The sequence below is a fragment of the Actinokineospora enzanensis DSM 44649 genome (assembly GCF_000374445.1).
In the GTDB taxonomy this organism is placed as follows: Bacteria; Actinomycetota; Actinomycetes; order Mycobacteriales; family Pseudonocardiaceae; genus Actinokineospora; species Actinokineospora enzanensis.
In genome coordinates, this window is the sequence record NZ_KB894417.1 from 69,582 (window position 1) to 83,363 (window position 13,782).

General features: G+C 71.1%; 12 protein-coding genes and 1 pseudogene. 2 read left to right on the forward strand and 11 right to left on the reverse strand.

From position 1 onward, the window contains the following. Nucleotides 1-11: 11 nt before the first annotated feature. The 5 genes and pseudogenes from C503_RS39915 to C503_RS0118735 all read right to left on the reverse strand — a co-directional run bounded on the left by C503_RS39915 (nt 12) and on the right by C503_RS0118735 (nt 5,411). A complete protein-coding gene (locus tag C503_RS39915) occupies nt 12-2,468 on the reverse strand; it encodes a caspase family protein (RefSeq protein WP_033400773.1) in 2,457 nt (818 codons plus the stop codon). Beyond that, nucleotides 2,465-2,602 carry a hypothetical protein gene (locus C503_RS46820; RefSeq protein ID WP_211222420.1) on the reverse strand — a complete coding sequence of 46 codons (138 nt, stop codon included), beginning with the start codon at nt 2,600-2,602 and terminating at the stop codon, nt 2,465-2,467. Before C503_RS46820 ends, C503_RS39915 begins: the two co-directional genes overlap by 4 nt. Before the next feature lie 170 nt (nt 2,603-2,772). Then, the gene (locus C503_RS0118725) at nt 2,773-4,458 is read right to left on the reverse strand and encodes a sensor histidine kinase (RefSeq protein WP_018683755.1); all 1,686 of its coding nucleotides are present in this window, start codon (nt 4,456-4,458) and stop codon (nt 2,773-2,775) included. 108 nt (nt 4,459-4,566) lie between these two features. Continuing rightward, nucleotides 4,567-4,704 (reverse strand): annotated as a pseudogene (locus tag C503_RS46050) (universal stress protein); the annotation flags it as partial. Between the two features lie 92 nt (nt 4,705-4,796). Beyond that, nucleotides 4,797-5,411, reverse strand: coding sequence for a CBS domain-containing protein (locus C503_RS0118735; RefSeq protein ID WP_018683757.1), 615 nt, complete (start codon nt 5,409-5,411; stop codon nt 4,797-4,799). A 231-nt stretch (nt 5,412-5,642) separates the two neighbouring features. On the opposite strand from C503_RS0118735, the gene C503_RS0118740 reads away from it, so the two are divergent. Continuing rightward, nucleotides 5,643-6,296 carry a M15 family metallopeptidase gene (locus C503_RS0118740; RefSeq protein ID WP_018683758.1) on the forward strand — a complete coding sequence of 218 codons (654 nt, stop codon included), beginning with the start codon at nt 5,643-5,645 and terminating at the stop codon, nt 6,294-6,296. A 1-nt stretch (nt 6,297) separates the two neighbouring features. On the opposite strand, the gene C503_RS0118745 is transcribed toward C503_RS0118740, so the two are convergent. From C503_RS0118745 to C503_RS0118760, 4 genes are all read right to left on the reverse strand, one after another. Continuing rightward, the gene (locus C503_RS0118745; RefSeq protein WP_018683759.1) at nt 6,298-6,585 is read right to left on the reverse strand and encodes a DUF6191 domain-containing protein; all 288 of its coding nucleotides are present in this window, start codon (nt 6,583-6,585) and stop codon (nt 6,298-6,300) included. Nucleotides 6,586-6,799: 214 nt separating this feature from the next. Beyond that, nucleotides 6,800-8,557: an MFS transporter gene (locus C503_RS0118750; RefSeq protein WP_018683760.1), complete on the reverse strand. Its 1,758-nt coding sequence runs from the start codon at nt 8,555-8,557 to the stop codon at nt 6,800-6,802. A gap of 265 nt (nt 8,558-8,822) precedes the next feature. Beyond that, the gene (locus C503_RS48540; RefSeq protein WP_281170517.1) at nt 8,823-8,948 is read right to left on the reverse strand and encodes a hypothetical protein; all 126 of its coding nucleotides are present in this window, start codon (nt 8,946-8,948) and stop codon (nt 8,823-8,825) included. 208 nt (nt 8,949-9,156) lie between these two features. Continuing rightward, nucleotides 9,157-10,041: a LysR family transcriptional regulator gene (locus tag C503_RS0118760; RefSeq protein WP_018683762.1), complete on the reverse strand. Its 885-nt coding sequence runs from the start codon at nt 10,039-10,041 to the stop codon at nt 9,157-9,159. 186 nt (nt 10,042-10,227) lie between these two features. Between C503_RS0118760 and C503_RS39920 the strand changes: the two genes are divergently transcribed. Next, nucleotides 10,228-12,303, forward strand: coding sequence for a tetratricopeptide repeat protein (locus C503_RS39920; protein WP_018683763.1), 2,076 nt, complete (start codon nt 10,228-10,230; stop codon nt 12,301-12,303). On the opposite strand, the gene C503_RS0118770 is transcribed toward C503_RS39920, so the two are convergent. Then, nucleotides 12,246-12,482, reverse strand: a complete 237-nt coding sequence (locus tag C503_RS0118770; RefSeq protein ID WP_018683764.1) for a hypothetical protein — start codon at nt 12,480-12,482, stop codon at nt 12,246-12,248. The two genes, C503_RS39920 and C503_RS0118770, sit on opposite strands and share 58 nt — an antisense overlap. Continuing rightward, nucleotides 12,476-13,684 carry a hypothetical protein gene (locus tag C503_RS0118775; protein ID WP_018683765.1) on the reverse strand — a complete coding sequence of 403 codons (1,209 nt, stop codon included), beginning with the start codon at nt 13,682-13,684 and terminating at the stop codon, nt 12,476-12,478. Before C503_RS0118775 ends, C503_RS0118770 begins: the two co-directional genes overlap by 7 nt. Nucleotides 13,685-13,782: the final 98 nt, after the last annotated feature.

Sequence of the window (13,782 nt, forward strand, 5' to 3'; positions counted from 1 at the left end):
CCCCTGGGTTCTCACCCGCCGACGTACTCGCGGAGTCCGAGTCGCAGCAGTGCGTACGTGATGCGGGACTCGCCCGAGGTGGTGTCCCGGACCCACGTGACGACCGCGTCGAGGGCGCGGGGGTGGTTGAGCTCGCGGATGGCGGCGATGAGCCTCTTGGCCGCTTTGAGGTCCCGGCCGTCCATCGCCCGGGTCAGCAGGTCGGTGACGACCGGCGGTGGCGCGACATCGCTCAGGGACGCCACGGTGGTGGCGATGACGCGGTCCGGCTGCGCCGACATCGCCGCCGCGGCGAGCACGGTGTCCAGGTAGACGCGCAGGTCGCCCTCGCGCAACGTCCCGACCGCGCGCCAACCGTCCGTTGTGGACGATATCCGGGTGAGGATCTCGCGGCGCCGCCTCGGGTCGGCGCGTTCGATCAGGATCGGGATGAACTCGGCCCGCTCGGTCATCATGTCCGCCATCAGGGTGCCGAGCCGGGCCGCGACGGCGGGATTGCTCGTGCGCAGCGTGTCCAGCAGCTCGGCCACCTCGCGTGGCGGTCGCCGCACGGCGCTGTCCAGGACGTGGTCCGCGTGTTCGGCGACCAGGTCGGCCACGGCACGGACGGGGAGTCGCAGGACGGCGGCCCTGAGCAGGGTGTCCGCGTCGACGGGGCGTCCGGCCTCGCGCAGCGCGGTGACGATCTCCATGGTCGAGTGCGGCCGGTCGAGCACGGTGTGCAGGCACAGGTCGTAGGCCGTCTGGTCGTGGCGAGAGGAACGCAACTCCGCGGCGAGAGCCAGCGTGCGGGAGATGGGCAGCCGCGTAGGTGAAGAGTCCAACGCCCGCTGGGCGTCGTCAGGGCGTGTGACGTTCCAGAACTCCCGCGCCACCTCGACCGCCCGGTCCATCCCGTCGACCGTCGCGATCAGGGCGGCGGCGACCCGATCGGCGCCGCGCGCGTGACCTCCCTCGGACATGACGGCGCACAGTCGCGTGACGGCAGCCACCGGTCGCGTCGCCACCAGCGTGTCGGCCGCCGCCGCGTAGAGCGTGCAGGCCGACTTGTCGCGGCCCGCGACGCGCAACTCGTCCGCGAACTCGATGACCGCCGGGCCGGGCAGCGTGTTCATCGCCCGGAGCACCAGCTGGTCGCCCTCCTCGCGCAGGCCGGCGTCGAACAACGTGTTGACCAGGCCGAGGAGTGCCGATCGCTTCCGTGCGGTGTCCATGGCCGCGTCCAGCAGAGCGGCAAGGTCGGCATGCCGCTGCTGGTCCCGTAGCCGCCGGGCGAGGCGGGCGATGTTCGCCGCGTCCGTGGCACCGGCGGCACGGAGCAGCGCGGACGCCTCGTCCGCCTGGTTCGTCTCGCGCAGCACGTCCACGATGCGCAGGATCTCAACGCGCGGGCGTGTCGCGGCGGCCGCGTGGACCGCGCGCAGCTCGGTGTGTCGCGCCGTCCTGCGCAGCAGGTCGACGATGGCCGCGACCTCCTGGTCGGGCCGCCGCCTGGCTGCCATCCTCAACAGCCGGTCGGCCACGGCACCGGCTCCGGCCGACCGTTGCTCGTCCACCCGCGCGACCAGTTCGCTCGGCGACCACCGGTACAGATCGGGGAACTCCGACGGCGGCCGGGCGCGTTCGGGCGGCCGCACGACCGGCTTCGCTGCCGCCTGGGCGGTGGCGGCGTCCCGACCTCCATCTCGCCGCCGCACCACGCCCGCCCCCGATCGGTCCTTCACCGCGACACGCGGTACGGATCGGTTGCGCACCAACGCGATCAGGCTGCCGTCGTTGCGGATCCGCTGTTGCGGTACCGGCCGGTGTTTGGCCCGCAGGTCGGCGCGCACGTGGCGGAACAGCGTCTCCATGTCCAGGGTCTTGGGGCCGTTCGGGATCCCGTGTCGCATCCGGTGCAACAGCGCGCCGGTGAAGGCCGTGAACTTCTCCCCCGGTGGCGCCAGTGCCAGCTTCGTCTCCCCGCACGCGGTCATGACGTAGCTGCCCTCGACCGAGGCGCGGTCGGCGAGATCGTCCGAGCCGCTCATGCCGCCCTGCATGGCCCGCCCGCTGAAACAGCAGTCGAGGATGACGACCTTGCCGAGCACCCGCGGGGCCCCGACGATCTCGCGTCGCACGTCGTCGAAGCGGACCGCCCGGTACAGGCGGTCCTTGTCCGCGTCGGGCAACGCGAGGTAGAGGTCGCCGCGGTCGTCGAGCAGGCCGTGCCCGGCGAAGTAGAACACCAGCAGGTCGGACGCGGCTTCCGCGGCGGCGTGGACCGCGTCCAGCACCTGTGCGGTGGACTCCGGGTCCACGAGGGCCACGCAATGCTCGTCCGGTAGACCCCACAGGTCGGCATTGGAGAATACGCGACGCAGCTCGCGGACATTGTTGACAACAGAGGGCAGTCGCGCTTGGTTCACATACTCGGACACGCCGACGAGGACGGCGCGGGACCGTGCCGGATCGGGAACCCCGGTCACCGCGGGTCGGTCTCGTCCTCGGGCCGGGTGCGGCTCTCCAGCGCATTTGCCTCGCGGGCGATGTCCACGTCGTCGTGGAGCCTGCGGTGGAAGCTCCCCGGTCCGAGCCCGTCGCTGTCGACGCCGATCGTCATCTCCACCCAAACCTCCGCGAGCGACGGACCATCCGGCGTCGGATACTACCGCCGGACTACTGGCGTCGTGGATACTTTGTCGGAAAGCGGGAACTCGCGTCCGGAAAGTATCGAGGCGCCCGTGTCGGCTTTCGGAATGGAATTTCCGCGAGCCGCCGGGATATGATCGCTCAGCCCAACGGAACCGACCACCGCACCGTCGTCCCCACACCCGGTGCGCTGTTCACCTCGCACCGCCCATGACACGCCGCCGCGCGGCGGGAGAGGTTCTCCAGGCCGCTGCGGTGGTCGGGGACGGTGAAGCCGACGCCGTTGTCGCGGACCTCGACCAGCAACGCGTCGGACGCGGCGACGGTCACCATGATCTCGGAGGCGGCGGCGTGGCGGACCGCGTTGCTCAACGCCTCGCGCAGGACGGCCAGGGCGTGTTCACCGGTCTCCATCGGGACGAGCGTGTCGATGGCACCGGACATGGCGACCGCCGGGGAGACGGTCGAGCCCGCGCCGACCTCGGCGACGACGTCGAGCATGCGGCGGCGGAGGCTGCTCGCGTCGTCCACCGACTGCAGGTCGAAGATCGAGGTGCGGATCTCGCGCACCGTCTGGTCCAGCTGCTCCACGGACCGGTGCACCCGTTCGCGCGCGGCCGGGTCCTCGATGCGCCGCAGTGTCCCCTGCAGACTCATGCCCGTCGCGTACAGGCGCTGGATGACGTGGTCGTGCAGGTCCTGGGCGATGCGGTCGCGGTCGGCCAGCACGTCCAGCATGCGCTGGGCGCGTTGTTTCTCGGCCAGTTCCAGTGCCACCGCCGCCTGGCTGGCGAAGGAGGCGAGCATCGGGGCGGTGTCGGCGGTGAACGGTCGCGCGCCCTTCTCGCGCGCGGCCAGCAGCACGCCGCCCGCGGTGCGCAGCGGGACCACGACCGCCGGGCCGAGCGCGCCGTTGGTGCCGAGTTCCTGCGCGAGGTCGCCGACCTGACGGGGTTCCTCGGCGACGAGGACGGCGTCGATGAGCGGGCTGAACGCGGAGACCTCGTCGTCGGTGAGCGCCTCGCCGACGGTGCCGGTGGCGGCGCCGACCCGGAGCAGGTCGCGGGTCGCGTCGTCGACCAGCAGGATCAGCGCGCAGTCGGCGGCGGTCAGTTCGACCACGCGACGCGCGATGAGGTCCAGCGTCTCGCCTTGGGACGCGCCCGCCAGCAGCTGCGTGTTCACCTCGGCGCCCGCGGTGAGCCAGCGTTCACGGTCGCGGGAGCGTTCGAACAGTCGCGCGTTCTCGATCGCCACGCCCGCGGCGGCGGCCAGCGCGCGCACCACTGCCTCGTCGTCGGCGGTGAACGGGCCGCCGCGTTTCTCCGTCAGGTAGAGATTGCCGAACACCTCGCCGCGCACGCGGACCGGAACACCCAGGAAGCTGCCCATCGGCGGGTGGTTCTCGGGGAAGCCGACCGAGGCCGGGTGCTGGGTGAGGTCGACGAGCCGGATCGGTTCGGGGTGCTCGATCAGCAGGCCGAGCAGGCCGCGGCCCTCGGGCAGGTGGCCCATGCCCGCGCGGGTCTCGGCGTCGATGCCCTCGTGCAGGAAGCGGGACAGGCCGCGGTCGCCGAGCACGCCGAGCGCGCCGTAGCGGGCGTCGACCAGCCCGACAGCGGCCTGCACGATGCGTTGCAGGGTCGAGTCCAGCTCCAGTCCCGCCCCGACGGCGAGGACCGCGTCGAGCAGTCCTTGCAGACTGTCGCGGGTGTGCATGAGCTCACCGAGGCGCTCGTGCAGTTCCCGCAACAGCTCGTCCAACCGCAGTCCGGACAGCAGCGTCGCCGTGCTGCCGGTGTCCCGCTCGGCCTCGTGCCGCTCCATGTGACTCCTGCTCGCTCCCGGTCGTCGCAGCAGCGTGGCACGGGCGCGCCCGTGCGGCAAACAGCCGAGCGGGCGGTCTCCCGCGCGCACCGGACCCGAACAGTCCACTTAGGAGCACGCGGTGTCCGTCCCGACCACCGCGACCGGGCAGGGCGCGTGCCTGATCAGGGCCTGGCCGGTGGAGCCGAGCAGCAGACCGGCGAAGCCGCCGCGGCCGCGCGAGCCGACCACGACGAGCGCGGCGTCGACGGCCTGGCGGCGACCCGCCTCGCCGACCGCCCACCGCACGGCGTCCGATGCCGACGCGGACCCGTCGACCGCGACGGCGACCGGCTCGCTCATGCCCGGCTCCCCTCCTCCAGCCGCCGCACCTGGGCACGCACCACACCGGGCACCGACTCGGCCAGCACGCGCGCGATGTGCCGGTCGCCGGGGTCGTCGAACCGGTCGGTGATCCGCACGGCCCCGTCGTCGACCCGCACCGACCAGCGGCCGGGCCCGCCGAACACGGCCAGCCGCCTGCGCACGTCGGTCTCCAGGTCGGCGTCCGAGCGGGCCAGCACCCGCACCAGGTCACCCCGGGTCACGATGCCGATCACCCGCCCACCGGCGGCGACGGGCAGGCTCCGGTGCCGGTGGGCGACCATGACCCGGGCCACCGCCGCGACATCCGCGCCCGCGTCGACCGACACGGCGGGCACGGTCATGACCTCTCCGACGGTCCGCGGCGGCGGTGCCTCGTCCTCGGCCGCGGCCGTCCGGAACCGCGGGTCGACCGGGATCCGCCCGCGCACCACATCGGCCTCGCCCACCATCCCGACCAGCCGACCCGCACCGTCCACCACGGGCAGCGCGGTGAACCCCTTGGCGGCCAGCAACTCCGCCACCCGCTTGACCGGGGTCTCCGGCGTCACCGTCAACACCGGCACCGACATGATCTCTCTGGCGCGCATCGAAACCTCCTGACCTGGGAACTCCTCCACGCTAATCCGGCGGCCGCGCCCGCACCGCTATCCGAGGTCCCGCCCGGACAGGGACCTTTCGCGCGCCGGATGGCGAATACCGGGATATCGATTCGCCTTTTCGGCCTGCCTTAACCCGATGGCTCGACGATAGGGGCGCGGGAAACCGACGGGTACCGTCTTGATCGCGGGGTAAAATCACCGACGTCGTGAGGAGGGGTGATGACGGGATTGGGGAAGACGGTCGCCGTGTTGGCCTCGGCGGTCGTGTTGGTGGGTGGCCTGAGCTCGCCCGCGGCGGCGCAGCGGTGGCTGCCGCCGTTCGTGGCGGTGATCGTGCCGGTGGACGCGGCGCGGCTGGGGGCCAGTTGGCGGCCTGGTTGTCCGGTGGGACCGGAGGCGTTGCGGCTGGTGAACATGAGTGTGGTCGGGCTCGACGGGCGGGCGCACCGCGGCGAGCTGGTGGTGGCGGACGCGGTGTCGGGTGAGGTCGTCGACGTGTTCCGGGATCTGTACTACAAGCGGTATCCGATCGAGCGGATGGAGACCGTGGAGAAGTACGGGGCGGACGACGACAAATCCATGGCGGCGAACAACACCTCCGCCTTCAACTGCCGTCCCATCACCGGCGGCACCGAGTGGTCGAATCACTCCTACGGTCGCGCGATCGATATCAACCCGGTGCTCAACCCGTACATCTCGTCCGGTGGCACGGTGCTGCCGCCCAACGGCGCGCCTTATGCCGACCGGACGCGGACCGATCCCGGGGTGATCCACGCGGGCGACGACACGGTGCGGGCGTTCGCGCGGCGCGGCTGGGAGTGGGGTGGGTCGTGGACCTCACCGATCGACTACCAGCACTTCGAGAAGCCGTGAGTCAGTCGGCCCGCCTGCGCACGATGCGGACGCCGTAGCCGTCGAGGTCGGCGGAGTCCCTGGGTGGGGCTCCGTCCTCCTCGTCGTCGCGGTGCATCAGGGAGGACTGGCGGTACTCGATCTCCTCGCGCTTGGAGCCGTAGAACATGGCCCCCAGCTCGTCGAACCCGGCCGCCGACATGGGCGTCCCCGCACGTGAGCGCCGTCGCGGGCCGAACCGCTCGATCGCGGCGAACACGATCAGGCCCACGACCAGCCCCGGCAGGCTCATCGCCCACAGCACACCCATGCGTGCTCAACGCGCGACCGACGTTCGGCGTTCCCCGGACGCAAAGTGACCGAGTTTTGTCACCTGGAATGCCGTCGCGCGAACGGACACGACGACGCACACTGGAACCGGGGGGTGTCGCGGCGTTCTGGGGGTACGCCGCGATGCACGTCCCAGTCTCCCCACATGGCGGTTGCGAGCACCGGACGTCGCGAAGTTCGAGACCTGACGCGTCCTAGTCGACCGGTTCCCCCGCCGCCGAGGCGAGTTCCGCGCCGACCGTCTCGTGTTCGCCCCCGCTCCGCGTCGGCCCGCACAGCCACGACGCGACCGCGCCGATCACGCACAGGGCGATGGCGAAGCCGAACGCGATGGCGAGGCCGTCCGCGAACGGGCCGGAGATCAGGCTCGGGAAGAACCCGCGCCCGGTCAGGAACGACGCCTGGTCCGGCGGCAGCGCGGACAGGTGGTCGCCGAGCAGCTGCTGGATCGGGTTGTACCCGAGGAACGCCGCGAACAGCACCGCCACCGCGGGCAGGGCCGCGATCTGCTCCGCCGACACCGCGGGCACCCCGTGCGACTCCAGACCCGTGCGCATCGCGCCCGGCAGCGTGCTGGAGAAGCCCGCGATGATCAGGCTGAAGAAGAAGCCGATGGACAGCACCATGGCCGTGTTCTGGAACGTGGTCATCATCCCGGAGCCGGAGCCGCGGGCGTCCGCGGGCAGGCTGTTCATCACCTCGGCGCGGTTGGGCGAGGAGAACATGCCCATGCCGATGCCGTTGAGGACCAGGACCCCGGCGAACGCCCAGTACGGGAAGTTCACCGGCAGGGCGATGAGCAGCCCGAAGGTGAGCGCGGTGATGAGCAGGCCGATCGAGGCGAGCAGTCTGCTGCCGACCCGGTCGGACACGATGCCCGCGGCGGGGGCGGAGAGCAGGAAGCCGACGGTCATCGGCAGCATGTAGATGCCCGCCCACAGCGGGGTCTGCTCGTAGCTGTAGCCGTGTTGCGGCAGCCAGATGCCCTGCAACCAGACAATAAGGATGAACTGTAGGCCGCCGCGGCCGAGCGAGGCGGCAAAGTTGGCCAGGTTGCCCCAGGTGAACGAGCGCAGCCGGAACAGCGACAGGTCGAACAGCGGGTTGGGCACACGGCTCTCGATGACGCCGAACGCGAGCAGGACCAGCACGCCGCCGATGAGGCAGGTCAGCACGAACGGGCTGCCCCAGCCGGTGGGCGAGTCGCCGTAGGGCTGGATGCCGTAGGTGATGCCGACCAGGACCGCGACCAGGCCGATGGCGAAGGTGACGTTGCCCCACCAGTCCATGCGGGCGTGCTTGCGGACGCCGGTGTCGTGCAGCTTGAGGTAGGCCCAGATGGTGCCGATGACGCCGAACGGCACCGACACGAGGAAGACCAGGTTCCAGTCGACCGGCGCGAGCACGCCGCCCACGACCAGGCCGAGGAAGGACCCGGCGATGGCGGCGACGCCGTTGACGCCCAGCGCCATGCCGCGCTGGTTGGCGGGGAAGGCGTCGGTGAGGATGGCCGAGGAGTTGGCCATCAGGAACGCGCCGCCCACGCCCTGCACGACGCGCCAGCCGATGAGCCAGAGCGCGGCGGCGTCGCCGGTGAACCAGGTGACCGCCAGCATGATCGACGACACGGTGAACACCGCGAAGCCCAGGTTGTACATGCGGGCCCGGCCGTACATGTCGCCGAGGCGGCCGAAGCTGACCACCAGCACGGCGGTGACGACCAGGAAGCCCATGATCATCCACAGCAGGTAGCCGGTGTTCGCGGGCTCCAGCGGGTTGATCCCGATCCCCTTGAAGATGTCCGGCAGCGCGATCAGCACGATCGAGGAGTTGATCGTGGCGATGAGCATGCCGAGTGTCGTGTTCGACAGCGCGATCCACTTGTAGCGCGGGCCCAGCTCCTCGGCCGAGCGGCGCCTGCGGTCCACCCTGGTGTCCAACCCTGCGGTCACGGCGACCTCCCATCGGTTAGCAATGCTAAGCAACTGGTTGCCCCGGGGCAAGAGTGGCCCGGGACACAGGCGCAACGACCCGGCTCGGGTGGACGTCCACTTCGGAGGGATTACTCGATGAATGTTCGGCGGGCGTCCGGAATGGCCGCGGGTTCGATGATCGAACCCGGGAAATGGGCCGGATACCGGCGGAAAACACGACATCGCCCGACGGAGGAATCCGCCGGGCGATGTCGAAGGAAAGGGTGGAACCCGCGAGCAGCGATCAGCTCGGAAGGACGTGGACGATCACGTACCAGGGCAGAGCCCACACGACCGGACCACGACCAAGCCGGAACCGCCGCGCCCGCGGCGACCCCTCGATCTCGTCGTGGCACAGCATGTACGTCATCTCCCTGAGCCTGAGAACCGACATCACTGCCACCTCTCCGGGTTCCAGATACCGTGTGCCGCCCGCCCCCACGGAAGTCGAGCGTGCCAGGCCAGCATATCCACGGACGGCCGAGCTGTCACGCGAATGGCGCAGCCGAACGGCGAATTTCCCGGACAGATAGTAGACACCGCTCGCCCATTTCCTGCATCTATTCCGAAATGGAGGGTCACACCAATTCGGCCACCGCCGAGCGCACCTGATCGCGCAGCCACCGGTGCGCGCGGTCGCCCTCGTCGCGCGGGTGCCAGGCCATGGCGATGGTCGCGGGCGGCAGATCCAACGGGATCTCGAAGGTGCGCAGGCCCATCAGATCGAGCACCGACAGCCCCGCGGGCGCCGGGCACACCAGGTCCGACTCGCGGGCCAACAGCAGCGCCGCCGGGTAGCTGGGCACCACCACCGCGATCCGCCTGCGCAGACCGAGCGCGCGCAACCGGTCGTCGATGGGGCCGTGCACGCGCCCGCGGCGGGAGATGCCGATGTGGTCGACGGCGGCGAACGCACCCGGGGTGACCCGGCCGAGCCGGGCCAGCGGGTGCGCGGGGCGCACGGCGGCGACGTAGCGGGTCTCCAGCAGCGGCTCCACCCGCGTGGAGGCGTCGTGGTCGGCGTTGTCCAGGGTCCCCACCTCCAGATCGACCAAGCCGTCGCGCAGCGCGGGCGCGCCCTCCAGGCTGTCGGAGACAAACCGCAGATCCACGCCCGGCTCGCTGGCGCGCACCGCGGACAGCAACGGCGCGGCGAGCACGGCCAGCAGCGCGTCGCCGACCCGCAGGGTGAACCGCCGGGTCAGCGGGGAACCGGGCACCGGGGACAGCAGACCGCGGGCGCGCGCGACGATCGCGGACACCTCTTCCCGCAGCTCCAGCGCCCGCGGCGTGGGGACGAGGGTGCGGCCGGCGCGGACCAGGATCGGGTCGCCGCAGACCCGGCGGATCCGGGCCAGGGTGCGGCTCATCGCGGGCGCGGACGTGCCCAGCCGAGCCGCCGCGCGCGAGACGCTCTCCTCGGCCAACAACGCGTCCAGCGCGACCAGCAAGTTGAGATCCATACCCGTCCTCCCTGCCACCGACCCGCACGAGTGTCCCGTACGTCGGCTCCACTGAGGACAGCCCCGGGACCGCCGCGGGCGTACAACCCGCACCCTGCGACGAACGGGTGGATTGTCGCCTGTCCTAACGCCCGCGTATCGGTCTGCGACTAGAAAGAAAGAAGCCACACAGCGGGGGTGGACCGCGTGGAGGACGGATCCGAGTTCACGGTGGAGAACGCGGTACCGGGCCAGGTCTCGGGCAGGCTGGTCCAGGCGGGCAGTATCGGAGCGGTCCATTTCCATGGTGACGAGGCCATTCCCGGCCTGCCCGCGCAACTCCCGCCCGCGCCCGCGGTGTTCGCTGGCCGCGAGACGGAGCTGGCGGACCTGGACGCGGCGCGCGCGGCGGGCGCGGGTCTGGTGGTACTGACCGGGATCGGCGGCGTCGGCAAGTCCGCGCTGGCAGCACAGTGGGCCAACGCGGTGGCCGGGGAGTTCACCGAAGGTCACCTGTTCGCCGATCTCACCGACACGGCGGGCGATCCGGTCACGCCCGCCGACGCACAGGAGTGGTTCCTGCTGTCGCTGGGCGTCAAGGCCGACCGGATCCCGGTGGAACCGGCCCGCCGCGCTGCCCTGTACCGCTCGACGACCGCGACACGGCGGCTGTTGGTGCTGCTCGACAACGCTGTCAGCGCGGCGCAGGTACGGGCGTTGCTGCCCACTGGCGCGGGAAGTCTGGTGGTGGTGACCAGCCGTTCGCGCCTATCCGGCCTGGTCTTGGACGGCGCGCGGTGGCTGACCGTGGACCCGTTGGCCTCGGCCGGTTCACTGCGGTTACTGCGTTCGGTGGTAGGCGCGGACCGCGTCGCGTCGGAACCGGACGCTGCGGCGGAACTGGTGGGCCTGTGCGGCGGTCTGCCGTTGGCACTGGCCGTCGTGGGCGCGCGTCTGGCCACCCGCGCACGCCGCACGTTGTCGCGCGAGGTGCGGGAACTGCGCGACGAACGGATGCGGTTGCGCGGACTGCGGTTGGACGCGGAGACGTCGGTGTCGGTGGTCCTGGACCACGCGCGCGCGTATCTGGACGGTGACGCGGAACTGGCATATCGGGCGTGCGCGTGGCATCCGGGCAGGGAGTTCGGCGCGGGCGCCATCGCCGCCGGTCTGGAATGGCCGATGGACCGTGTCATCGAGCCACTCGACGAACTGGTGGAGGCCAACATGGTCACCGAGTCCCCGGACGACCGCTTCGTCCTGCACGACCTGATCCGCCTGCACGCCCGGGAATCCCGCCCGGACGACCCGGCGGAACGTTTGATGGTCGAGTGGTACCTGGATCGAGCGGTCGCCGCCGACACGCAGATCCACCCATTGCGCCCACACCTGGGCCCCCGCTACGCCGCACCGCGCGAGTCCTTCGACGATCGAACCGACGCGATGGCGTGGATGACCGCCGAACGCCACAACCTCCGCGCCGCCCTGACGGTCGCGGCGGCCCGCGAGTGGGACGACCTGGTGTGGCAACTGTGCGAGGCCCAGTGGGGCTACTTCCTGCACACCCGCCGCTACGGCGACTGGATCGACATGCAGCTCACCGGCATCACCTCGACCCAACGGCTCGGGGACGTGCGCGCGGAGGGAAAGCTGCACGCACAGGTCGCATACGCGTACGCGAAGTCGGGCTCGTATCCGCAGGCGTCGGACCACGGGACGGCCGCGTTGCGGCTGGCGCGCGAGTGCGGGGACCTGAAGGCGGAGGCGACCGCGCTGTCGCAACTGGGCCATGTCGCGCGCAGTACCGGGGATCTGGCGGGCGCGGTCGCCTACTACGAGCAGACGCGCGACCTGCACGAGTGGATCGGTCGGCCACGCAGCGTGGCGATGTGCCGCAGGCGTCTCGGTGATCTCTACGCCCGTCTCGGGCGCGCCGCGGAGGCGGTGATCGAGCTGACCGCGGCGGCGGCGGAGCTGGAGCGGCTGGGCGACACCCCGCAGTACGCGAAGACGGTGCTGGTGCTGAGCGCGACCCACCTCGACGCGGGTCGTTCAGCCGAGGCCCTGCGGGTGCTGCGCGCCACGCTGCGGTCCATCCGGGAGCTGGACTCGCCGTACTACGAGGCGGAGGTCCTCACCGGACTCGGCGACGCGGCCGACCACGCGGGCGACCGCGCCACCGCGGTCGACTCGTGGACCCGCGCCGCCGAGCTGTACGACGAGGCTCAGGATCCCAAGGCCGAGGAGGTCCGCGCCCGCTTCTCCGCCACATCGGACAGATAGGCCAAGGCGATCCCGATGATCCCGGCGGACCCGGTGTCGTTGACCAGGATGTCGGCCACCGCACGCCACGGACTGTCGACGTCGACCCGCACGATCACCACATCCGCCGTGTTGTCCGAAGTGGACACCCGCACGAGGTACACCCCGGCCGCGGGCGAGTCCACACGCACGGTCAGCATGACGCCTCCCCACGGTGAAGCCGAGGCACCAGCGGCGCCTGCGCCCGTGCGGGCCAATCGGGTTCGGGGAGTCCGAGGAGGTCGTACATCGCGGTTCTGAACCGCGCGTGGGAGTGTCCCGGGACAGAGGACACCGCCTCCACCACCCGCGTGTCCGTCACCGGTTCCACCCGCGCCAACTGCTCGGCCAACGGCCGCGCGTGATCCAGCATCGGTACCGCCTGCCGCAACACCGCCGCCGGACTGCCGGCCCGGATGTCCTGCTCCGGCCATGCCGCCACACACACGCGCCGCCCCAACGCCGCCGCGTAGAGCGTGGTCGACCCGTGGTCGCCCACCACAACATCGGCGGCCACCATCGCCGCCTGCCACCCCCGTTCCGGCGGCACCACCACCAAGCCGTCGGCGCGTGCCCGCGCCAGCCAGGAACGGACCTGCCATTCCCCGTGCACGGCCCAGATATGGGGGTGCAGCACCGCCGCCACGGTCGCGTTCGGAAGCTCCCGCGTGATTCGCTCATAGAACTCCGGCCGTCGACCGAAAAGCGAATGCGGCGACCATGTCGAACTGACCACGACCAGTTCCCCGACACCCACTCCGAACGCGTCCCGATACCGCTCCCGGTAGGGCAGCCCCGCCCGCAGGCTGTCGAGACAGATATCGCCCGCCAGGAACGCCGCGGGCGCCGCCTCGGGACACGTCCGCCCCAACAACCGCATCTCCCGCGACGTCGGTATCCCCACCGCCGAGGGCAACACCCGCCCCCGATAGGTCAACGTCTCCCGATCCAACCCGGTCGTCGGCACCCGAGCCCCACCCGATTTCCGACTGTAGAGCCGCGATTTCGCCGCGCCCGCCCCGTGCGGAAGCAGGAGCAGGCGCCCGTGCACCCGCTCGATCAACCGATGACTGGCACTGAGGACGAGGTCCCACTCGTGCCGCAACGCCTGATCCCAAGGCACGACCAACCCGCCCAACCCGGTCGCATACCGGTCCAGACCATGCCAGACGAGATCCGCCTGTGGCACGGTGAACACCACCTGCACTCGGTGGTCGCCGTCGAACAGTGGGACGAGATCCATCAGCCGCGTCCCCGCCGTCATGGTCGGCACCATCACCAGCACGGCCCTGGTGCCCACCATGGTGGTCCGCACGTGCGCGTCGAGCCCGACCGGGCCGCCCACCCAACTCTGCGTCGCCATTCGCCTCTCCGTTTGCCTCCGGACATGACAACGACAGGATGTGGACGCTTTCTCACATTCCCCGGCCAGCGAACTCGCATCCGGCGAACGACGCAGAA